At 71.4% G+C, this 20,759-nt stretch carries 16 protein-coding genes and 1 pseudogene; 10 read left to right on the top strand and 7 right to left on the bottom strand.

Annotation, left to right across the window (positions count from 1 at the left end; genetic code table 11):
* Positions 1 to 16 precede the first annotated feature (16 nt).
* Positions 17 to 667 (top strand): DUF2461 domain-containing protein, encoded by a 651-nt coding sequence (locus tag ABD331_RS51185; RefSeq protein ID WP_344493136.1) that lies wholly within the window; start codon positions 17 to 19, stop codon positions 665 to 667.
* 48 nt (positions 668 to 715) lie between these two features.
* Here ABD331_RS51185 and ABD331_RS51180 read toward each other — a convergent pair whose 3' ends face one another.
* The 3 genes from ABD331_RS51180 to ABD331_RS51170 all read right to left on the bottom strand — a co-directional run bounded on the left by ABD331_RS51180 (position 716) and on the right by ABD331_RS51170 (position 5,911).
* Positions 716 to 3,112: a hypothetical protein gene (locus tag ABD331_RS51180; RefSeq protein ID WP_344493135.1), complete on the bottom strand. Its 2,397-nt coding sequence runs from the start codon at positions 3,110 to 3,112 to the stop codon at positions 716 to 718.
* Positions 3,113 to 3,463: 351 nt separating this feature from the next.
* On the bottom strand, positions 3,464 to 5,314 hold the full coding sequence (gene typA, locus ABD331_RS51175; protein WP_344493133.1) for a translational GTPase TypA: 1,851 nt from the start codon (positions 5,312 to 5,314) through the stop codon (positions 3,464 to 3,466).
* Between the two features lie 57 nt (positions 5,315 to 5,371).
* Positions 5,372 to 5,911 (bottom strand): TetR/AcrR family transcriptional regulator, encoded by a 540-nt coding sequence (locus ABD331_RS51170; RefSeq protein ID WP_344493131.1) that lies wholly within the window; start codon positions 5,909 to 5,911, stop codon positions 5,372 to 5,374.
* Positions 5,912 to 5,989: 78 nt separating this feature from the next.
* On the opposite strand from ABD331_RS51170, the gene ABD331_RS51165 reads away from it, so the two are divergent.
* The 5 genes from ABD331_RS51165 to ABD331_RS51145 all read left to right on the top strand — a co-directional run bounded on the left by ABD331_RS51165 (position 5,990) and on the right by ABD331_RS51145 (position 12,939).
* Positions 5,990 to 6,733 (top strand): AMP-binding protein, encoded by a 744-nt coding sequence (locus tag ABD331_RS51165; RefSeq protein WP_344493129.1) that lies wholly within the window; start codon positions 5,990 to 5,992, stop codon positions 6,731 to 6,733.
* Between the two features lie 52 nt (positions 6,734 to 6,785).
* Entirely contained in the window at positions 6,786 to 9,200 is a 2,415-nt protein-coding gene (locus tag ABD331_RS51160) for a LuxR C-terminal-related transcriptional regulator (RefSeq protein WP_344493127.1), read from the top strand.
* A 76-nt stretch (positions 9,201 to 9,276) separates the two neighbouring features.
* Positions 9,277 to 9,657, top strand: a complete 381-nt coding sequence (locus tag ABD331_RS51155) for an AMP-binding protein (RefSeq protein WP_344493125.1) — start codon at positions 9,277 to 9,279, stop codon at positions 9,655 to 9,657.
* 89 nt (positions 9,658 to 9,746) lie between these two features.
* Positions 9,747 to 12,176, top strand: coding sequence for a LuxR C-terminal-related transcriptional regulator (locus tag ABD331_RS51150; protein WP_344493123.1), 2,430 nt, complete (start codon positions 9,747 to 9,749; stop codon positions 12,174 to 12,176).
* A gap of 10 nt (positions 12,177 to 12,186) precedes the next feature.
* The gene (locus tag ABD331_RS51145; protein ID WP_344493121.1) at positions 12,187 to 12,939 is read left to right on the top strand and encodes an alpha/beta hydrolase; all 753 of its coding nucleotides are present in this window, start codon (positions 12,187 to 12,189) and stop codon (positions 12,937 to 12,939) included.
* 200 nt (positions 12,940 to 13,139) lie between these two features.
* Here ABD331_RS51145 and ABD331_RS51140 read toward each other — a convergent pair whose 3' ends face one another.
* Positions 13,140 to 14,573 carry an aldehyde dehydrogenase gene (locus ABD331_RS51140; RefSeq protein ID WP_344493119.1) on the bottom strand — a complete coding sequence of 478 codons (1,434 nt, stop codon included), beginning with the start codon at positions 14,571 to 14,573 and terminating at the stop codon, positions 13,140 to 13,142.
* A 225-nt stretch (positions 14,574 to 14,798) separates the two neighbouring features.
* Between ABD331_RS51140 and ABD331_RS51135 the strand changes: the two genes are divergently transcribed.
* Positions 14,799 to 15,695 (top strand): coiled-coil domain-containing protein, encoded by an 897-nt coding sequence (locus ABD331_RS51135; protein WP_344493117.1) that lies wholly within the window; start codon positions 14,799 to 14,801, stop codon positions 15,693 to 15,695.
* Here the strand turns inward: ABD331_RS51135 and ABD331_RS51130 are convergent.
* Positions 15,677 to 16,990, bottom strand: a complete 1,314-nt coding sequence (locus tag ABD331_RS51130) for a GH1 family beta-glucosidase (protein ID WP_344493115.1) — start codon at positions 16,988 to 16,990, stop codon at positions 15,677 to 15,679. The two genes, ABD331_RS51135 and ABD331_RS51130, sit on opposite strands and share 19 nt — an antisense overlap.
* Before the next feature lie 85 nt (positions 16,991 to 17,075).
* On the opposite strand from ABD331_RS51130, the gene ABD331_RS51125 reads away from it, so the two are divergent.
* Positions 17,076 to 17,702 (top strand): TetR/AcrR family transcriptional regulator, encoded by a 627-nt coding sequence (locus tag ABD331_RS51125; protein WP_344493112.1) that lies wholly within the window; start codon positions 17,076 to 17,078, stop codon positions 17,700 to 17,702.
* 3 nt (positions 17,703 to 17,705) lie between these two features.
* Here the strand turns inward: ABD331_RS51125 and ABD331_RS51120 are convergent, their stop codons facing one another.
* Positions 17,706 to 18,629 (bottom strand): aldo/keto reductase, encoded by a 924-nt coding sequence (locus tag ABD331_RS51120; protein ID WP_344493110.1) that lies wholly within the window; start codon positions 18,627 to 18,629, stop codon positions 17,706 to 17,708.
* A gap of 88 nt (positions 18,630 to 18,717) precedes the next feature.
* On the opposite strand from ABD331_RS51120, the gene ABD331_RS51115 reads away from it, so the two are divergent.
* The gene (locus tag ABD331_RS51115) at positions 18,718 to 19,071 is read left to right on the top strand and encodes a MerR family transcriptional regulator (protein WP_344493108.1); all 354 of its coding nucleotides are present in this window, start codon (positions 18,718 to 18,720) and stop codon (positions 19,069 to 19,071) included.
* 36 nt (positions 19,072 to 19,107) lie between these two features.
* Entirely contained in the window at positions 19,108 to 20,544 is a 1,437-nt protein-coding gene (locus ABD331_RS51110; protein WP_344493106.1) for a penicillin-binding transpeptidase domain-containing protein, read from the top strand.
* Positions 20,545 to 20,550: 6 nt separating this feature from the next.
* Here the strand turns inward: ABD331_RS51110 and ABD331_RS51105 are convergent.
* Positions 20,551 to 20,759 (bottom strand): annotated as a pseudogene (locus ABD331_RS51105) (ABC transporter ATP-binding protein); the annotation flags it as partial.

Raw genomic sequence — 20,759 nt, 5'->3', positions numbered from 1 at the left:
TGGCACTCTGGACGGCATGGGTTTCAGCGGCTTTCCCGACGAGGCGTTCCTCTTCTACGAAGGGCTCGAGGCGGACAACTCCAAGACCTACTTCGCCCAGCACAAGCACCTCTACGAGGAGGCGGTGCGTGCGCCCATGCTGGCGCTCACCGAGGAGCTGGCCGCCGAGTTCGGGCCGGCGCACCTCTTCCGGCCCTACCGCGACGTGCGCTTCGCCAAGGACAAGACGCCCTACAAGACGCACCAAGGGGCGTTCGTCGAGGTCATGCCCGCGATCGGGCTCTACGTGGAGATCAGCGCCGCGGGGCTGTCCACCGCGGGCGGCGTCTACTCCACGGCCGCCGACCAGGTGGCCCGCTACCGCGCGGCCGTCGACGAAGACGTGTCGGGCAAGCCGCTGGAGTCCATCACGGGCGCGCTGACCGGCGAGGGGTACGAGCTGCGCGGCGACCGGCTGAAGACGCGGCCCCGGGGGTTCGAGGAGGACCATCCGCGCATCGAGCTGCTGCGGCACAGGTCGCTCTACGCCGGGATGCGATTCGAGCCGCAGGAGTGGGTGCACACGGCGCGGGTGCGCGAGCGGGTGGAGCGCACCTGGCGGGCGTACGGGCCGCTGGTGGAGTGGCTGTGCGCGCACGTACGGGGGAGCGAGCTGCCCCGCAGATGACCGGGCTCGTCAGCGGGGAGCGAGCTGCCCCGCCGATGGCCGGGCTCGTCAGCGTGGCGTCTGGATCGTCACGATCTGGTCGCCCTTGAGTATGCGGTCCACGGTCTGCCCGGCGGCCGAGGACGCCGCCGTGGTGCCCGCCGCCAGCACCAGCGCGAGCGTGGGCGCCGCCAGGCTGCGGATGCTGCGCAGGTTGCGCACCCTGGCCCACGGCTCCCCTGCCAGGTGCATGGTGCGCCACTCCCAGAACAGCCCGAGCCCGACGCACACCATCATGACCTGCCCCACCACGATGGCCACGACCTGCGCCTTGTCGAAGGCCCCGATGTCCGGCTCGGCGAGCGTGGACAGGTAGCCGGACAGCTCGGTGAGCAGGGCGGCGGCCGTCAGGTGCAGGGCCTTGGTCATCGGCTGGGTGCCGCGCACGCGCGGGTAGAAGTAGCCGAACAGGAAGCCGAAGGCGGGCAGCGTGATCAGGTAGCGCCCGTCGAAGATGAAGCTGGTCAGGTCCACCCCCTCGGGCCAGCCGTAGACGAGGGCGAAGGGCAGGCTCAGCAGCAGGCTGACGGTGAAGGCGTGCACGCCGTTGTACCAGGGCGTGCAGCCGGAGGAGGTGGCGAAGGCGGTCTCGGGGTGGCGGCCGTGCAGGTTCATGGCCGCTTCTAGGGTGTTGCGCTGCTGGTCGAAGTCCGACATGGTCAGCTCGCCCGCGCCGATCCTGGCCCGTCCTATCCGGTAGAGCTCCTGCTCGGAGACGAGCAGCAGCCGCTTGTGCAGGGCGGCCCTGACCAGGGCGCGGTGCTCCTCCAGGTCCATCGGCTCGGGGATGGCCACGCGCGGGCCCGTGAGCAGCCACTGGGCGCTTCCCCAGGCCACCAGGGAGGTGATGGCCAGCAGGGGCAGCGGCACGTCGATGTCGGCCAGCGTGGTGCTGCCGCTGGGCGTGATGTAGAGCACCATCAGCACGCAGATCATGGTGGACTCGGCCACCGGGTTGTCCACGGCGGAGAGCTGCCCGCCGAGCCGGCGCAGCCGCAGCACCAGCATCACGAAGCCGAGCAGCAGCAGCCCCAGCACGCCGCGCACGATCGGGGTCAGCTCCAGGCTGCCGATCCGCGGCTCGTCCTGGGGGACTGCCAGGCTCCACGACCCGGCGTCCAGCCACTCGGTGGGCCAGCCCTGCACGAGCAGGCTGATCAGCACGGCGCCCACGACGGCGGAGCGTTTCCACTGCTTGGTCGCCACGGCCATCGCGGCGATCGGGATCAGCGCCCAGCTCAGCGCGAGCACCAGCCGGGTGCTGTCGGGCGGGTACACCCCGCCGGCCAGCGCGCGCAGCCACAGCGCCAGCGCCAGCAGCCCGAGCGCGGCCTCGGCCGACAGGACGGCCAGCCGCACGACGACCGGCCGCACGCCGAGGTCCACGCTGAACGCGACGGCCGCGGCCGCCGCCGCGACGGCGGCCACCGCCCCGCCCAGCAGCAGGGCCTGCCCCGACAACTGGCCGTGCAGCCACGACCAGCTCAGCATGCCGAGCCCGACCAGCACGCCCGCGCCGGTGACGATGAGCAGGTCGCGGGTGTCCCACGGCGGGCTGGTGGGCAGCACCCGGCCGGCGTGCCGCAGCGCGAGGAGGGGCACGGCGATGAACAGGATCACGTACGCGACGGCCGACCAGTCCTCCGCGAACAGCGGGATCAGCAGGGCGGGCGCGGCCAGGGCGAGCCCGACGAACAGCTCCCTGTTGGCCAGCCTGGCCCACCAGCCCGCGCCGAGCGCGCGTACCAGGAAGACGAGCAGCGCGATCGCGGTGAGCACGCCGAGCGCGGTGGCCCAGGAGAAGTCCTCCTCCACGACCACGTCGGGGAAGCCGAAGGAGTCGGGGGCCAGCGTCATGCTGACCGGGTACGCCCCGACGGTGAACCCCAGCCGCTCCTGCTCCTCCCGCTCGGGCGTGATGCCCTCCAGGCGCAGCACGCTCCACTCGCCGGGCAGCACGGAGATGGTCCTGCCGGTCACGATGAGGGGGAAGGCCTTGGGCTCCTCGAAGTTCAGCTTGAGCAGCTGGTCGGGCCTGAGCTGGCGGAGCACCGTCACCGTGAACTGGGCGGTGGTCATGTCGCCGGTGGAGGTCAGGACGGGCGCCAGGCGCGTGGTGGGCGCCAGCCCTGGGCCGTCCACCTTGATGGCGCCGAACGCGGCGTCGGTGACCTGCTGGAGCGTTCCTGGGAAGCCGCTGCCCTGGCGCAGCGCCTCGATGAGGGTGTCCCTGCGGGCCAGGTGCAGGCGGTGCTCGATGGTCACCTTGACGTGGCGTTGCCGGGGATCGAGCCGGCCGTCAGGGACGGGTTCCAGGTCGGCCCGGCCCGCCCTGGAGATCATCACCTTGGTCTCGGCCCTGCGGGCCCATTGGACGTCGGGATCGGCGCGGGTGGCCGCGGCCACCCACGGGTTGGGTCCTGCGGTGCCTTTCGGCTGCGCAGGCTCCGCTACCGGTCTGGCTGCAACGGTGCACCAAACGATCGCCCCCAACGACACCAGCGCCAGCCCGAACGCGATTGCCATCCGGAGCTTTCCCACAATTTGGATGATTCTCCGGCATACGCGATTGTTCTATCTCGCAGGGTCACGGTGTGATTACAGCTGCTCCCATGACAACTTTTCTTTACGACCTGACCCGGGAGAGTTCATCCATCGCACGTGGCGGAGCCGGGACACTTACTTCCCGCACTTACCGCGAAGCCGCGTTTTGTTCGCGAAAAGCGAGCAAAACGCGGCTTCGGGTGAAACTTTTCGTCAGGCGCGCTTGGCGCGGGCGGCGGCGCGGCCACGGGTGGCGGCGTCGAGCACGACCTTGCGGATGCGCACGTTCTCCGGCGTGATCTCCACGCACTCGTCCTCGCGGATGAACTCCAGCGCCTGCTCCAGCGACAGGATGCGCGGCGGGATCACCTTCTCCGTCTCCTCGCTGGTGGAGGAGCGCATGTTGGTGAGCTTCTTCTCCTTGGTGATGTTCACGTCCATGTCGTCGGAGCGGGAGTTCTCGCCGATGATCATGCCCTCGTAGACCTCGGTCGTCGGGGAGACGAACAGCGTGCCGCGCTCCTGGAGGTTGAGCATGGCGAACGCGGTCACCGGGCCCGAGCGGTCGGCCACCAGGGAGCCGTTGTTGCGGGTGCGCAGCTCGCCGAACCACGGCTCGTAGGAGTCGAACACGTGGTGCACCAGGCCCGTGCCGCGGGTCTCGGTGAGGAACTCGGTGCGGAAGCCGATCAGGCCGCGCGCCGGCACCACGAACTCCATCCGGATCCAGCCGGTGCCGTGGTTGGTCATGTGCTCCATGCGGCCCTTGCGCACGGCCAGGAGCTGGGTGACCGCGCCGAGGTACTCCTCCGGGCAGTCGACCGTCAGCCGCTCGACCGGCTCGTGCACCTTGCCGTCGATGACCTTGGTGACCACCTGCGGCTTGCCGACCGTCAGCTCGTAGCCCTCGCGGCGCATCTGCTCCACCAGGATGGCCAGCGCCAGCTCACCGCGGCCCTGCACCTCCCAGGCGTCGGGCCTGTCGGTGGGCAGCACCCGCAGCGAGACGTTGCCGACCAGCTCCTTGTCCAGGCGGTCCTTCACCATGCGGGCGGTCACCTTCGAGCCCTTGACCTTGCCGACCAGGGGCGAGGTGTTGGTGCCGATGGTCATCGAGATGGCCGGCTCGTCGACCGTGATGAGCGGCAGCGGGCGCGGGTCGTCAGGGTCGGCCAGCGTCTCGCCGATCATGATGTCGGGGATGCCGGCGATGGCGATGATGTCGCCGGGCCCGGCCTCCTCGGCGGGCTTGCGCTCCAGCGCCTCCGTCATGAGCAGCTCAGTGATCTTGACGCGCTGGATCGAGCCGTCGGTGCGGCACCAGGCCACCTGCTGGCCCTTGCGCAGCACGCCCTGGTGCACCCGGCACAGCGCGATGCGGCCCAGGTAGGAGGAGGCGTCGAGGTTGGTGACGTGGGCCTGCAGCGGGGCGCTGGGGTCGTAGGTGGGCGCCGGGATCGTCGACTTGATGATGTCGAAGAGCGGCTCCAGGTCCTCCGAGTCGGGCATGCCGCCGTCGGCGGGGCGCTCCAGGGAGGCCCGGCCCGCCTTCGCCGAGGCGTACACGATCGGGAAGTCGATCTGCTCCTCGGTGGCGTCGAGGTCCATGAAGAGCTCGTAGACCTCGTCCACGACCTCCTTGATGCGGGCGTCGGGCCGGTCGACCTTGTTGATGCACAGGATGACCGGCATCTTGGCCGCGAACGCCTTGCGCAGCACGAACCGCGTCTGCGGCAGCGGCCCCTCCGAGGCGTCCACCAGCAGCACGACGCCGTCGACCATCGACAGGCCGCGCTCGACCTCGCCGCCGAAGTCGGCGTGGCCCGGGGTGTCGATGATGTTGAGAGTCATGCCGCCGTGCTGGACGGCGGTGTTCTTCGCGAGAATGGTGATGCCCTTCTCGCGCTCCAGGTCGTTGGAGTCCATGACGCGGTCGTCGACGTCCTGGTTGGCGCGGAATGCCCCGGACTGCCAGAGCATGGCGTCGACCAGCGTGGTCTTGCCATGGTCGACGTGCGCGATGATCGCGATGTTCCGCAGGTCGTCGCGGCTGTTCAAAGGCATGATGACGTCTCGCTCTGTGTCGTGGGGGCCGCCGCGCGAAGTCGCGACCTCCTAAGTCTAGTTGATCCCCTCTGATGGCAGGAGCGGGACGAGGTGGCGGCGAGCGTACGCGCGGGCGTCGTCATCGTTACGCAGCGGGATCGCGCTGGCGGGCACCAGCACGAACGACAGCGAGATCCGGACGAACGTCTCGGCCACCTCCGCGTCGCCCACGTGCGCCGTGAGGTAGTCGCGCGCCATCGCCAGGTACGGCCCCGCCTCCAGCGTCAGCAGCGGCAGGATCGTCTCGGGCTCGGTGGCCAGCAGCCTGCTCAGCAGCCGGTGGTCGCGCACCAGCCGCAAGGTGATCGCGAACCCCTCCGCCACCTGGTCGGCGAGCGACGGCAGGGGCGCGAGCGCCTGCTCGAACGCGTGCAGGAAACGCCTCAGCTCGCGGGTGATCACCGCCTGGATGAGGTCGTTCTTGCGGGCGAAACGCCGGTAGACGGTGATGCGGGCCAGGCCCGCGCGCCGCGCGACGTCGTCCATTGTCAGCTTTCGCAGCCCCTGCTCCAGCATCCCCGCGTAGGCCGCGTCCAAAATGCGGTCTTCCCCCATGGGACAAGCCTCTACATACATAGGGGGTTGCACAATTGTGCGCATGGCAATCTTGGTCCCGGTACCTAGATTGTGCTCATGACCTGGACAGAGCTCGTGATGGCGGCGGCACCGATGCAGGGCGAGCAGCCGGCGGTGAGCGACGTCAGGACCGGCGAGGTGCTGTCCTACACCGCCTTCGCCCGGCGGGTCACCCGCGCCGCCGCCGGGCTGCGGGCGCAGGGCCTGCGCTACGGCGACCACGTGCTCATCAACGTGCCGCTCGGCGCGAACCTGCCCGTGGCCGTGCACGCCGTCGCCTGGGCCGGCGGCGTGGCGGTGCTCTCGGCCACCGGCAGCGCCCGCCTGATGATCGCCCAGGACCACTACGACCCCGCCGCCGTGAAAGTGGACCAGGTCTTCGCGTTCCGGCCGACGCCGGGCGCCAGAGCGTTCACGGAGCTGCTGACCGCGGGCATGGTCGAGTTCGGGCCGCTGGCCGGGCCCGCGCTCACCCTCGACGGCACGCGCCTGTTCGACAACACCGAGCTGGCGACCGACCTGCGCAGGCTGGCCACCCGGCTGGTGGTCGGCAAGGACGACGTCGTCATCAGCGCGGTGAGCGAGCCGTTCCGCGGGCTGCGGGTGATCGATTTAGCGATGACGGCCGGCGCCCACGTCGTGGTCGCCCACGAACCGAGCCTCGTCGGCTGCCGCGTGCTGGCCCAGGAGCGCCGGGCCACCATGGTCGTGGCGCCGTACGACCTGGCCAGGAGGCTGCTCGGCGACCCCATCCTGCGCGTCGTGGACGAAAGGGCGGTCGTGAGCTCGCTTGGCCTGTGAAAAGTGCGACACTGTGGGAGAGTGTGATCCTTCCGCGACGCAGGGTGAGCACATGCCAGATACCCCCCGGCACAACCTTCCGGCAGAGCCCAACCGGTTCGTCGGCCGCGAGCGCGACCTCGACGATCTGCACGCCCTGTTCGGCGAGACCCGGGTGGTGACGCTGTGCGGGGTCGGCGGCATCGGGAAGACCCGGCTGGCCCTCCAGGTGGCGGCCGGGATGGTGCGGTCGTACCCGGACGGGCTGTGGCTGGTGGAGCTGGCCAGGCTGAGCCGGGCCGAGCTGGTCGAGCAGGAGGTGGCCCGCGTGCTCGGCCTGTGCGAGGAGAGCGCCAGGCCGCTGCTCGACACCATGACGGCGCGGCTGCGCGACCAGCGCTGCCTGCTGCTGCTCGACAACTGCGAGCACCTGGTCGACAAGTGCGCGGAGCTGGCCGCCGCGCTGGTCTCGGCCTGCCCGTGGCTGCGCATCCTGGCCACCAGCCGCGAGCCGCTGCGCATCGCCAGCGAGCTGATCTGGCGGGTGCCGCCGCTCGACCTGCCCGACCCGGCCACGCCCGACGCCGAGTCCGTGCAGCTGTTCATGGACCGCGCGGCGGCGGCGGGCACCAGGCTGGGGCCGGAGAGCCTGTCCGACGTGGTGCGGCTGTGCCGGGCGCTCGACGGGCTGCCGCTGGCGCTGGAGCTGGCCGCGGCCCGTACGAGCCTGCTGAGCCCCGGCCAGATAGCCGACCGCATCGACGACAGGTTCTCGCTGCTGACCACCGGCGGCCGTACCGCTCCGCCCCGCCAGCGCACGCTGCTGGCGGCCGTCGAGTGGAGCTACGACCTGCTCTCGGCCAAGGAGCAGGTGCTGCTGCGGCGGCTGTCGGTGTTCGCCGGTGATTTCGACCTCGACCTGGCCGAGCAGGTGTGCGCCGAGCGGCCCATCCCCGAGGGCGAGATCGTCGATCTGCTCGGCGGGCTGGTCGACAAGTCGCTCGTGCTGTGCGACGAGAGCCGCAGGCGCTACTGGCTGCTGGAGACCATCAAGCGGTACGCCGTCGAGCGGCTCGAACAGGCGGGCGAGCGGGAGGTGCTGCGCCAGCGGCACCTCGACGTGCTGTGCGAGCTGCAGGAGCGGCACTTCACCGCCGAGATGGTGGCGCCCGGCGTGCCGTGGCAGGCGCGGCTGGACGCGCTGACCGCCAGCCGCGGCCTGCTCGACGACCAGCGGGTCGCGCTGGAGTGGGCGGTGGAGTCCGGCAACGTGCCTGCGGGCCTGCGGCTGTGCAGGACCAGCACGGGCCTGCTGCCGCTGGGCGGCAACGTGACGGAGATCGTCGGCTGGATCGAGCGGCTGCTCGCGCTCGGCTCCGGCGGGGTGCCCGCCGACCAGGTGGCGCACGCCAGGGCGTACCTCGCGTACGGGCTGGAGGCGCGCGACGAGCTGAGCAGGTCGCTGGAGGTGGCCGAGGACAGCCTGGCCGCGATGGCGCCGGGCGACCTGTTCCCGCGCTGCGTCATGCACAGCCTCGTCGTCATGGTGCTGCTGCGGATGGGCCGCACCGACGACGCGCTGCACCACGCGGAGGACGGCCTGGCCCTGGCCACCCGCGCGGGCGACACCTGGAACCAGGCGACGGGGATGCTCGGCCTGTCGGCGGTGGCGCTGGTGCGCGGCCGGCTGCGGGAGGCGCAGCGGCACGGCGAGGAGGCGCTGGCGCGGGCGCGCGAGCACGGCCACCGCTGGCTGATGGGCAGGACGGCGGTGCAGCTCGGCTCGGTGGCCGAGGCGCGCGGCGACCTGGTGACCGCCAGGTCCCAGTACGAGATGGCGGTGCCCTGGCTGAGCGAGCTGGGCGCCGACCCCGAGCTGACCCGGTGCCTGGCGCGGATCGGCAGGGTGGCGGCGATGCTGCACGAGTTCGGCGCCGCCCGCGAGCAACTGGCCGCCAGCCTGGAGCTGGCGCGGGCCACCGGGCAGCGGCAGGGCGTGGCCCGCTGCCTGGTCGGGCTGTCGGTGCTGGCCGAGTGCGAGGGCGACCTGGAGGGCGCGGTGCTGACCGCCGCGGCGGCGGCAGGGCTGCGCGAGTCGATCGGGCAGCATTCGGCCACGACCAGGATCGAGGAGCTGCTCGTACGGGCCCGCACCAAGCTGGGCGAGGGGCGCACGACCTCGTTGTGGTCGCGCGGCCGGGCGATGAGCCCGGACGACGCCGCCCGGCACGTGCTGGCGGGCGAGCGGCTCACGCCGAAGGCACCGGTGCCGGCCGAGCCGGTCAAGCACTCGCTGCTGACCGCGCGCGAGCAGGAGATCGCCGGGCTGCTCACGCGCGGGCTGTCCAACCGGGCGATCGCCGAGGAGCTGGTGATCAGCCCGGCGACGGTGGCCCGGCACATCGCCAACATCATGGAGAAGCTCGGCTACACCTCACGGGCGCAGATCGCGGTGTGGGCCACCGAACACCAGCAGAACCCCCCTTGAGCACGCCGAGTTCTGCATAGGGATCTGCATATTCCGCCCCATGTGTGCATGAGACGCCCTCCCTACGGTGGGCGACATGGATGAGCGCATCGTGATGGTGGACTCGGGCACGGGCCTGAAGCTCACCGAGGAGCAACTGGACGAGAGGTCCGCGGTCGCGACCGTCCAGTTGCGACGCAGGGGAGTGCGCGCTGGAGACACCGTGCTCATCTGCCTGAGCGTGGGGCCCGACCTGCTGGTGTCGACCAACGCGGTGATCGCGGCGGGCGGCGTCGTCTGGCCGCTGCCGCCCGATCTCGACACCGCCACGCTGCGGGACCGCATCCAGGAGAGCGGCGCGCGGGTGATGATCTCCAACGTGCGCCAGGCCCTCGACGCGGCCGAGGAGTCCCGCGTGCGGATCGTCATGAGCGTCGCAGACCTGAGCGACTCACATTCGTATCCGACGGGTTGCTGACTCTGCACGCAAAGTGATCGCACAGAGGGCCGGTGAGAGGGAGACTTGGCTCGTAGCAGAGCCTCCCGCGACCAACCTGGGCCCCGATCATGACTGTGCAAGCCCCGCACAACCTTCCTGTAGAGCCCAACCGCTTCATCGGCCGCGAACGTGACGTCTCGGAGCTGAGCGCGCTGGTCCGCGCGGAACGCGTGATCACGCTGAGCGGTGTGGGCGGCATCGGCAAGACCCGGCTGGCGCTGCGCGTGGCGGCGCAGGCGCGGCCCTGGTTCGCCGACGGCGTGTGGCTGGTGGAGCTGGCCCGCATCGGCGATCCCGCCCTGGTGGAGAGCGAATTGGCGGGCGTGCTGGGCGTCCGCGACGAGATCCCGGGGCGGCTGCTCGACGGCCTGCGGCTGCGCCTGCGCGACTCCGGCACGCTGATCGTCCTGGACAACTGCGAGCATCTGGTGGAGCGCTGCGCCGAGGTGGTGGCCGCGCTCGTCGCCGAGTGCCCCGGCGTGCGCTTCCTGCTCACCAGCCGGGAGCCGCTGCGCATCCAGGGGGAGCTGGTCTGGCGGGTGCCGCCGCTGGAGCTGCCCGACGAGCGGCATCCCGACGCCGAGTCGGTGCTGCTGTTCGTGGAGCGGGCGCTGGCGGTCGGGGCGCGCGGGGTGACGGAACGCATGCCCGACGTCGTACGCCTGTGCCGGGCGCTCGACGGCCTGCCGCTGGCCCTGGAGCTGGCGGCGGCCCGTACGAGCCTGCTGAGCCCCGGCCGCATCGCCGACCGGATCGGCGACCGGTTCACGCTGCTCACCAAGGGCCCCCGCACGGCTCCCGCCCGGCAGCGCACGCTGCTGGCCACGGTGGAGTGGAGCCACGACCTGCTCAGGCCCAAGGAGCGGGTGCTGCTGCGGCGGCTGTCGGTGTTCGCGGGGCTGTTCGACCTGGGGCTGGCCGAGCGGGTGTGCGCCGACGGCGGGATCGTGCGCAGGGTGGAGCTGCTCGACCTGCTCGGCGGGCTGGTGGACAAGTCGCTGGTGCTGCACCAGGGCGGCTCGGGCCGTTACCGCCTGCTGGAGACGATCCGCCAGTACGCCGCCGACCGCCTGGAGGAGGTGGGCGAGGGCGTCCGGCTGCGTGACAAGCACCTGCTGGTGATGTGCGAGGAGCTGGAACGCTGCTACGAGGGCGGCTCGCTGGAGCCCCGGATGCCGTGGCCGCAGCGGTTCGCGTACTTCAGCAGGGGGGGCACGCTGCTCGACGACTGCAGGGTCGCCATCGACTGGGCGGTGGAGTCGCGGCAGCCGGTGGCCGGGCTGCGGCTGGCGCGGGCGGCGCTGGCGATCCTGGCCGTCCGGGGCGATCTGGGCGAGAGCGTCGGCTGGCACGAGCGGCTGCTGGCGCTGGACCTGGCCGAGGTGCCCGACCACGTCGTCGCGGTGGCGGCGGGCGGGCTGGCGTACGGGCTGGAGCTGGCCGACGAGCTGACGCGGGCCGAGGAGCTGATCGTGCAGGGGGTGGAGGAGCAGAAGCGGCATCCGTACACGCACTGGCTGGGCATCACCTACAGCGTGGCGCTGACCGTGTTCTTCCGCACGGGGCAGACCGAGCGGGCGCTGCGGTACCTGGAGGAGCTGGAGGCGGCGGCGACCGCGCACGACGACCCGTTCAACCTGGCCACGGTGCGGATCGCCCAGCTCAACCTGGCGCTGTTCCAGGGGCGGCTGCGGCAGGCGCAGCGCTACGGCGAGGAGGCGCTCGCGCTGGGCAGGGAGGCGAGCCACCACTGGACACAGGCCAGGGCGCTGACCCATCTCGGCGCGGTGGCCGAGGCGGCGGGCGACCTGGAGGCGGCCGTGTCGCACCACGCAGGGGCGCTGCCGCTGCTGGAGGGCATGGACAACCAGGTCGAGCTGGCGCGCTGCCACGCCCAGCTCGGCCGGGTGGCCGCGCGGCTGGGCGACCACGTCGCGGCCAAGAAGCACGTGGCCGCGGGCCTGGAGCTGAGCAGGAGGGCCGGGCAGCGCAGGGGCATCGTGCGGGCGCTGTCCGCGCTGTCGGCGCTGGCGCAGGCGCAGGGCGACCTGGAGGGCGCGGTGCTGGCCAGTGCGGCGGCCACCGCACTGCGCGAGTCGATCGGGCAGTTCGGCACGCCGAAGCGGGTGCAGGAGCTGCTGGCGCTGGCCCGCGCCGAGCTGGGCGAGGGCCGGGTGACGCTGCTGTGGGCCAGGGGCATGGAGTGGCCGCCCGACGAGGTGGCCAGGCGGGTGCTCGACAGCGAGGCGGGGCAGGGGCCGCTGCCCTCGGGCCTGGGAACGGGCCCGCGCTACGCCGGGCTGACGCCGAGGGAGCGCGAGATCGCCGTGCTGCTCACCAAGGGCCTGAGCAACCGGGCGATCGCCGGGGAGCTGGTGATCAGCTCGGCCACCGTGGCCCGGCACATCGCCAACATCATGGACAAGCTGGGCTTCGACGCCCGCTCGCAGATCGCGGTGTGGGCGACCGAGCGCGGGAGCGACGCGCAGCGGACATAACCTCATGTTCATGCCTCTCGCGCCGAACTTCCCCGTCATGCTCAGGACCGAGGACGGGGTCCGCATCGATGCCGCGCACACGCCCTCCGCCCGTACGGACGTGGGGATCGTGATGGCGCACGGCTTCACCGGGTCCTGGCGGGACCGCACCGCCCGCCGCATCGCGCACGTGCTGAGCGGGTACGGCGGCGTGATCGCGTTCGACTTCCGCGGCCACGGCAGGTCCGGCGGCGAGACCACGGTGGGCGACCTGGAGATCCTCGACGTGGAGGCGGCGGTCAGGCACGCCCGCGTGATCGGCTATCCCAAGGTGGCCGTCGTGGGGTTCTCGATGGGCGCGGCGGTCGCCGTACGGCACGCGGGGCTGCGCGGCGGGGTGGACGCGGTGGTGGCCGTGAGCGGGCCCGCCCGCTGGTACTACCGGGGCACCAAGCCCATGCGGCAGGTGCACTGGGCCATCGAGCAGCCGTTCGGGCGGTGGGTGGCGCGGGTGGCCAAGCGCACGCGGATCGCGCGCGGGCAGTGGGACCCGATCCCGGTGCCGCCGCACGAGGCCGCCGGGCTCATCTCGCCGGCGCCGCTGCTGATCGTGCACGGGGACGCGGACACGTTCTTCCCCCTTGATCACGCGCGGCAGCTCCACGAAGGCGCCAGGGAGCCGAAGGAGCTCTGGGTCGAACCGGGTTTCGGGCATGCGGAGTCGGCGGCGACCCCGGAATTGGTCCGCCGGATCGGCAAATGGATCTCCTCGAACTTTTCCTGAGTGAAACACGTCTACCTAGGGCGGATGGAAGGAAACCGCCGGGAGAAAGTCCCTGGGGAAGGAAACCGCCTAGGTGGTGGACGTGGGACATACTGCTGTAGTCGGGCGGTAGCCCAGCGTCGCGGGGGCGCGCTGGGTAACCATCCGCGAAGAGGGCCCCGCCATGGGTGGCGGGGCCCTCTGCTTTCGCGGGAGTGGGATCAGCCGAGGCGGCTGATCGTCTTGTACTCCAGGTAGCTGTTGAGGCCCTCGGGCCCCAGCTCGCGGCCGATGCCGCTGGCCTTGTAGCCGCCGAAGGGCGCGTTGGTCTCCAGCATGAAGCAGTTGACGCCGTACGTGCCGGTGCGCACCTGGCGGGCCACCTCCATGCCGTGGTCGGTGTCGGCCGTCCAGACCGTGCCCGCCAGGCCGTAGTCGCTGTCGTTGGCGATGCGGACGGCGTCGGCCTCGTCCTCGTACGGGATCACGGCCAGGACCGGGCCGAAGATCTCCTCGCGGGCGATGCGCATGTCGTTGCTGACGCCGGAGAAGACGGTGGGCGCGACGTACCAGCCCCTGTCGTAGGGCCGGTCGAGGCCGCCTACCACGATCTTGGCGCCCTCGTCCATGCCGAGCTTGATGTAGCTCTCCACCCGCTCCTGCTGGCGCTTGGCCACCAGCGGGCCGATGCCGGTCGTGGCGTCGGCGGGGTCGCCGACGGGCTGCGAGCTGACCATGCCGGCGATGGCGTCCACGACCTCGTCGTAGCGGCTGCGCGAGGCCAGGATGCGGGTCTGCGCCACGCACGCCTGCCCGTTGTTCATCAGGGAGGCCATGGACAGGAAGCCCATGCTGGCGGCCAGGTCGGCGTCGTCCAGGATGATCGCGGCCGACTTGCCGCCCAGCTCCAGGCTGACCCGCTTGAGCTGCTCGCCGCAGACGGCGGCGATGCGGCGGCCGGCCGCGGTCGAGCCGGTGAAGGCGACCTTGTCGACGCCCTGGTGCGAGATCAGGTGCTCGCCCACCTCGCGGCCCGCGACGACGATGTTGAGCACGCCCGCGGGCACGCCGGCCTCGGCCGCCCACTCGGCCAGCAGGTACGCGTCCAGCGGCGTCTCAGGAGCCGGCTTGAGCACGATCGTGCAGCCCGCCAGCAGCGCGGGCGCGACCTTGGTCATGGTGACGAACTGGGGGACGTTCCACGGCACCACGGCCGCCACGACGCCCACCGGCTCCCTGCGTACGGTGATCGGGCCGAACAGGCCCGGCCGCTGCTCCTCCTGCACGAACGTCTGGCCCAGCTCGGCGTAGTACTGCAGCATGCCGAGCGGCTGCGGCGCCTGCGCGAGGTTGGAGAAGGTGATCGGCGAGCCCATCTCCTCGGTGATGAGCTGGGCCATCTCGCCCTGCCGCTCGTTGTAGATGGCGGCCAGCCGGCCGATCACTTCGGCCCGCTCGGCGAACGTCATCCGCGGCCACGGCCCGTGGTCGAAGGCCTGCCTGGCGGCGGCGACCGCGCGCTCCATGTCCTCGGCCGTGCCGTCCGGCACCCGGCCGACGATCTCCTCCGTGTGGGGGGAGATGACGTCGATCGTCCCGGTGCCCGCGGGGGTCACCCATTCGCCCCCGATGAACAGCTTGTCATGCTGGCGCATGTCGTGAGCCTCCTGCTTGACCGAATGCTTGCTTGTCTTCGGCATGTCCCAAGGCGACCGAATCATGTTCTGTCCGCGCACGCAAGAGGGCCGCGCCGCGCCGCTCACCGGATCGGACAAAGCTGTATAAATTTCACCAAAGGTGCAGCAGTTCGGTCGTTCGGATGACAGAAATCAAGATCATCTTCTATAGTTTCGGTCCGTCTATGAGGGGAGGGGACGGGTGTGAGAATCTGGCGGCTCGCCGTTCTCGTCGCCGTACTCTCCGGGCTGCTCGGGCTGCCGGCCCCCTCGCCGGCCATGGCCGACCCCAGCCCCGCCGAGCTGCGCAAGCTCACCAAGCAGGCCGCCCGGCTGAACGAGCTCTACCGGGGCCAGATCCAGAGCCTGGAGGAGATCAGGATCCAGGCCAAGAAGGCCACCGACACCTCCGGTGACCTGGAGGCCCAGCTCGCGGCGGCCCAGGCCGAGGTGAGCAGGATCGCCCAGACCTCCTACATGGTCGGGCCGCTCGACGGCACCCGCCTCCTGACGCCCAGCGGCGACCCGTACGCGATGCTCGGCGGCGCCGCCAACCTGGCCTACATGGCCAACGAGCGGACCCAGCGCGTCGAGAGCATCAAGAAGCTGATCGCCAAGTCCGACGACGCCAAGGTCAACGCGAGCGAGAAGATCGAGAAGCTCCGCAAGGAGATCAAGGCGCTCCAGAACAAGAAGGACGACATCCAGAAGCTGCTGCAGAAGTACGGCTTCCAGCAGCCCGGCGGCGCCGAGGGCCTGACCCCGCGCATGATCAACGTGCGCGCGGAGATCATGGCCAACTTCCCCATGAAGTACGGCGTCGGCTGCCTGCGCCCCGGCGACCCCGGCGAGCACGGCAAGGGCCGGGCCTGCGACTTCATGATGTCGAGCGGCGGCAGGATGGCCGGCGGCTCCGACGCGGCCAACGGCGACGCGCTGGCCGCCTGGCTGATCGCGAACGGCTCCCGGCTGGGCGTCATGTACATCATCTGGAAGCAGCGCTACTACGACATCCGCTCAGGCGGCGGCTGGGACCCGATGTCTGATCGCGGCGGGGTGACCGCCAACCACTACGACCACGTTCACGTGTCGGTGTTCTGATCCTTCAGGAACCGCGCGAACCAGTGGTAGGAGCGCTTCGGCGTGCGGCGCTGCGTCTCGAAGTCGACGTGCACCAGGCCGAAGCGCTGGTCGTAGCCCTCGGCCCACTCGAAGTTGTCCAGCAGCGACCAGACGAAGTAGCCGCGCACGTCCACACCCTCGGCCATGGCCCGGCGCATGGCCGCGATGTGCCGGTCGAGGAAGTCGACGCGGGCGGCGTCGTCGATCGTGCCGTCGGCGGCCGGGGTGTCCTCCTGTGAGCAGCCGTTCTCGGTGATCATGATCGGTGGGAGGGCGGCGCCGTACCTGGCCTTGAGGCCCGTGAGCAGCTCGCGCAGGCCGTCGGGCACCACCGGCCAGCCGAAGGCCGTGGTGGGGAAGCCGGTGACGCCCGCGTCGTCGAACGGGAGCCCGTCGCCGGTCGGGGCGGCGATGCGGGTGGGGTTGTAGTAGTTGACGCCGAGGGCGTCCAGCGGGGCGGCGATGGTCTTCAGGTCGCCGTCGCGGACGAAGCCGAGGTCTGGCGTGTACGCCGACAGGTCCGGATACTCGCCGAGCAGCACGGGGTCGTTGAACAGGCGGTTGTGCAGCACGTCGTAGGCGTCGGCGGCGCGCACGTCCGCCTCCTCCCGCGAGGCGGGCCAGACGGGCGTGCAGTTGTTCGTGAGCGCCACCTGGCGGGCGCCGGCCGCCCTGAGCGCCTGGACGGCGAGCCCGTGGGCGAGGAGCTGGTGGTGGGCGGCGGGCAGGGCGCCGGTCATGAGCGTCCGGCCGGGCGCGTGCAGGCCCATGGCGTAGCCGTAGGCCATGTGCACGAACGGCTCGTTCAGCGTGATCCACAGCGGGACGCGGTCGGCCAGCCGCCCGGCGACCACGGCGGCGTAGTCGGCGAAGAGCGCGCAGACGTCGCGGTCCAGCCAGCCGCCGCGCTCCTCCAGCGCCTGGGGCAGGTCCCAGTGGAACAGCGTCGGCACCGGCTGGATGCCTTCCGCCAGCAGCGCGTCCACCAGCCGGTCGTAGAAGTCCAGGCCGGGCGCGTTCACCTGCCCCGAGCCCTGGGGCAGCACGCGGGGCCAGGCGATCGAGAAGCGGTAGGCGTTCACGCCGAGCCCCGCCATCAGGGCGACGTCCTCCGGCCAGCGGTGGTAGTGGTCGCAGGCCACGTCCCCGGTCTGCCCGCCCCTGGTGCGGCCCGGCTCGTGGGAGAAGGTGTCCCAGACGGACGCGCCCCTGCCGTCCTCGCCGGTGGCGCCCTCGATCTGGTAGGCCGCCGTCGCCGTGCCCCACAAGAACATTCCCGCCTCCTACGCGAGGGTGGCTCATGTTATCTGAGGTCAAAGACTCTGACTCATGACGGCGGTCATGCGCAAGGATGGAGGCATGACCAGTACCCTGCGCCGCCGACCCGCACAGCGCCGGAGCGTCGAGCGCGTGGAGCGGATGCTCGACGAGTGCGCGCTCCTGCTCGACGAGGTCGGCTACGAGGCGCTGACCACGAAGGAGGTCGCGCGCCGGGCCGAGGTGCCCATCGGCACCTTCTACCAGTTCTTCCACGACAAGCAGGGGCTGGTGCGGGCGCTGGCGCGGCGCAACCTGGAGGCGTTCCTGCAGCGGATCATCGAGCTGATCCCCGCCGCCGACCTCACCCACTGGACCGACCTGGCCGATCTGGCCATCGACGAGTTCGTGGACATGAAGCGCACCACCCCCGGCTTCGCCGTCGTGGACTTCGGCGAGGTGCTCGGCGCCCCCGGCGACGACGGCAAGCGGGCGCTCGACGAGACGCAGGAGAACAACGTCGTCGTGGCCGAGCGCCTGCGCGCCCTGTCGATGGAGCTGCTCGACGCCCCCGTCGGCCCGGGGCTCGACCGGGCGCTGCTGGTGGCGGTGGAGGCCACCGACGCCGTGCTCAAGCTGGCCTTCCGCGCCGACCCCGACGGCGACCCTCAACTGATCGCCGAGTGCAAGCAACTGGTCCGCCGCTACCTGGCCGACCACCTGCCCTGACGGTCAGGCGGCGGCGTCCATGCGCTCGCGCAGCTCGGCGTCCAGCTTCAGGTCCGCCGCCCCGATCGCCTCTTCGAGCTGCTCCAGCGTGGAGACGCCGACGATCGGCACGATCCCGCCCGCCATCAGCCAGGCCAGCACGACCTGGTTCGGCGTCGCGCCCAGCTCGCCGGCGACCTCGTGCAGGACGGCCAGGCGGCGCGTGGTGCCCGGGTGGTCGTAGATCTCGGGGAGCGGCCGGTCCGCCCGCGTGTAGGCGCCGAACATCAGCGTGTTGTACGCCCACAGCGTCAGGTCCGGCTCGGCGGCCAGGTAGCCGAGCAGGTCGTCCGACACCAGCCGGTGCCCCGACTCGGGCAGCTTCGTGTCCGGGCGCGGACGCAGGTAGGTGTGGCGCTGCTGGACGTGGGTGTAGGGGATCCAGCCGCGCGCCGCCGAGACGTTCCTGGCCCGCTCCAGCCGCCAGGCGGGCATGTTGCTGGCGCCGACGGCCCGGACCTTGCCGGCCTGCGCCAGCTCCTCGAACGCCCCCAGAGTCTCCTCGATCGGGACGGAACGATCCTCGATGTGCGACCAATACACATCGATGTAGTCCGTCCGCAACCTCGTGAGGCTGCCTTCCGCGCCCTTGGCGACGGCCGCGGCCGACAGGCCCTCCGCCGAGTCGAGGGTGAGGTCGCCCGGCACGGTGGGGCGGGCGCCGACCTTCGTGCTGATCACGACCTCGTCCCGGTTGCCCCGGGCGGCCAGCCACGCCCCGACGGCCAGCTCGCTCTCGTCACCCGTGCGGCCCTCCACCCAGAACGGGTAGTTGTTGGCCGTGTCGATCCTGGTGCCGCCGGCCTCCGCGAACCGGTCCAGGATGGCGAAGGTCGTGTCCAGGTCCACGGCGGTGCCGAACGGGATCGTGCCCAGTGCGATGTCCATGGCCGGAACTCTGAGACCTGGAGCGCACTCCATGTCAAACCGGTTGACCTGGAGTGCACTCCAGGTGAGATTCTTGACCCTTGTGAGCGTGTACACACCGGCGGAGGTCGTCGAGGAGACCGGCTTCAGCATCGACACCCTGCGCTACTACGAGAAGATCGGCCTGCTGGAGCGCGTCGACCGCAACGCGGCCGGGCAGCGCAGGTTCAGCCAGGAGGACATCGGCTGGCTCGGCATGGTCCGCTGCCTGCGCGACACGGGCATGCCCATCGCCACCATGCTGCGCTTCGCCGAGCTGGTCCGCGCGGGCGACCACACCGTCCCCGACCGCATCAAGCTCCTGGAGGAGCACGACCGGCAGGTCCAGGCCCAGATCGCGAACCTCGCCGAGCGCCAGAGCTACATCCATCACAAGATTTCCTACTACCGCAGCCTCCTCTAGCCCGGCCTTTGCGGCCCGGTTGCTACATCTCGATCCATGGCTGGATCGAGGGGGAGGTGGCTCGACGTCCCGCTGAGCCGGGTCGCGAAGCTGTGCGCCGTGCTGCTGTTCGCCCTGCTCGCGCACGTCACGCTCATCCAGGCGTTCGGCTCGCACGCGCTCAACGCCGACCGCAGGAACGAGCGGACGCTGATCGACAGGTACGGCCGGCCGCGCGGCGACATCCGCACCTACGACGGCACCCCCATCGCGGTGAGCAGGCTCAACGCCGGCGGCCCCTACCGGTACCGGCGCGCCTACCCGAGGGGCGAGGAGTACGCCGCCCTCACCGGCCACGTCTCGCTGCACCGCTCGACCGGCATCGAGCAGGCGCAGGAGGCCGTGCTGTCGGGCGAGGACCCCAAGGTCAAGGTCAGGTCGCTGGTCGGGGACGGCGCCGTCGAGGGCGCCGACGTGCGGCTGACGATCCGCGACCGGGTGCAGCGGGCGGCACACCAGGGGCTGCGGGCGGCGGGCATCCCGGGGGCGGTGGTGGCCCTCGATCCGGCGACCGGGGCCGTGCTGGGGCTGGCCACGTACCCGACGTACGACCCGAACACGCTGACCACCTTCGACCGGGGGCTGCTGGCGCGGACGGCGCGGCAGCTCAGGCAGGCGCCCGCCCAGCCGCTGCTCAACCGGGCGCTCAACCAGCTCTATCCGCCCGGGTCCACGTTCAAGCTGGTCACCGCGGCGGCGGCGCTGGCCTCCGGCGAGTACACGCCCTCCGGGGCCGTGCACGCGCCCGCCCGGCTGCGGCTGCCGGGGGCGCCCGCGTACCTGGAGGCCGGGCGGTGCGGGAACGGGCGGCCGACGCTCGCCTACGCCTTCCAGGCGTCCTGCGACACGGCCTTCGCGGCCATCGGGCTGGCGCTCGGGCAGGACCTGCTGCGGGACCAGGCGGAGGCGTTCGGGTTCAACGCCGGGCAGTTGCGGATCCCGCTGCTCGCCACGCCGAGCCGGTACCCGTCCGTCGTGGACAGGACGCAGATGGCGCTGGCGGCCGTCGGGCACCACGACAACCGGGTGACGCCGCTGATGGTGGCGATGTTGTCGGCGGCCGTGGCCAACAACGGGGTGTTGATGCGGCCCTACCTGGTGGAGGAGGTGCGGCTGCCGGACGGGGCGGTGATGAGCCGGGCCGCGCCCGTGCCCTACAGGACCGCCGTGCCGCCGATGCTGGCGCGGTACCTGGCGGCCATGATGACGGCCGTCTCGCCCGCCTCGGGGACGGGGGCCGTGCTGCCCGGGGTGCGGATGGCGGCCAAGACCGCCGCGTCGGAGGCGGTGCCGGGGGAGAACGCCGTGATCACGGCGTTCGCGCCCGCGGAGGCGCCCGAGGTGGCCGTCGGGGTGGTGCTGGAGCGGCCCGGGCGGCGGGTGAACGCGGTGGCCACCATCGCGCGGGCCGTCATCGAGGCCGCGCTGCGCTGACGATCCTCAGCGGTAGGCGGTGGCCTGGAGGGTGTAGAGGTCGGCGTAGAGGCCGTCGAGGGCCATCAGGGTGGCGTGGTCGCCCTGTTCGGTGACCTTGCCGTGGTCGAGGACGTAGATGCGGTCGGCGTAGCGGACGCTGGCCAGGCGGTGGGTGATGAGCAGGACGGTGCGGCCGTCGGCGTGGTGGCGGATGCGTTCGAACAGGGCGTGTT

The organism is Nonomuraea monospora, from assembly GCF_039531895.1.
Lineage (GTDB): Bacteria > Actinomycetota > Actinomycetes > Streptosporangiales > Streptosporangiaceae > Nonomuraea > Nonomuraea monospora.
This window is presented reverse-complemented; position numbering and strand designations above follow the sequence as displayed.

What these genes read in the sequence shown, in the direction of transcription:
- ABD331_RS51185 (WP_344493136.1), top strand. Translation starts at nt 17, where the DNA reads ATGGGTTTCAGCGGCTTTCCCGACGAGGCGTTCCTCTTCTACGAAGGG.
- typA (WP_344493133.1), bottom strand. Translation starts at nt 5,314, where the DNA reads ATGCCTTTGAACAGCCGCGACGACCTGCGGAACATCGCGATCATCGCG.
- ABD331_RS51170 (WP_344493131.1), bottom strand. Translation starts at nt 5,911, where the DNA reads ATGGGGGAAGACCGCATTTTGGACGCGGCCTACGCGGGGATGCTGGAG.
- ABD331_RS51165 (WP_344493129.1), top strand. Translation starts at nt 5,990, where the DNA reads ATGACCTGGACAGAGCTCGTGATGGCGGCGGCACCGATGCAGGGCGAG.
- ABD331_RS51160 (WP_344493127.1), top strand. Translation starts at nt 6,786, where the DNA reads ATGCCAGATACCCCCCGGCACAACCTTCCGGCAGAGCCCAACCGGTTC.
- ABD331_RS51155 (WP_344493125.1), top strand. Translation starts at nt 9,277, where the DNA reads ATGGATGAGCGCATCGTGATGGTGGACTCGGGCACGGGCCTGAAGCTC.
- ABD331_RS51150 (WP_344493123.1), top strand. Translation starts at nt 9,747, where the DNA reads ATGACTGTGCAAGCCCCGCACAACCTTCCTGTAGAGCCCAACCGCTTC.
- ABD331_RS51145 (WP_344493121.1), top strand. Translation starts at nt 12,187, where the DNA reads ATGCCTCTCGCGCCGAACTTCCCCGTCATGCTCAGGACCGAGGACGGG.
- ABD331_RS51140 (WP_344493119.1), bottom strand. Translation starts at nt 14,573, where the DNA reads ATGCGCCAGCATGACAAGCTGTTCATCGGGGGCGAATGGGTGACCCCC.
- ABD331_RS51130 (WP_344493115.1), bottom strand. Translation starts at nt 16,990, where the DNA reads ATGTTCTTGTGGGGCACGGCGACGGCGGCCTACCAGATCGAGGGCGCC.
- ABD331_RS51125 (WP_344493112.1), top strand. Translation starts at nt 17,076, where the DNA reads ATGACCAGTACCCTGCGCCGCCGACCCGCACAGCGCCGGAGCGTCGAG.
- ABD331_RS51120 (WP_344493110.1), bottom strand. Translation starts at nt 18,629, where the DNA reads ATGGACATCGCACTGGGCACGATCCCGTTCGGCACCGCCGTGGACCTG.
- ABD331_RS51110 (WP_344493106.1), top strand. Translation starts at nt 19,108, where the DNA reads ATGGCTGGATCGAGGGGGAGGTGGCTCGACGTCCCGCTGAGCCGGGTC.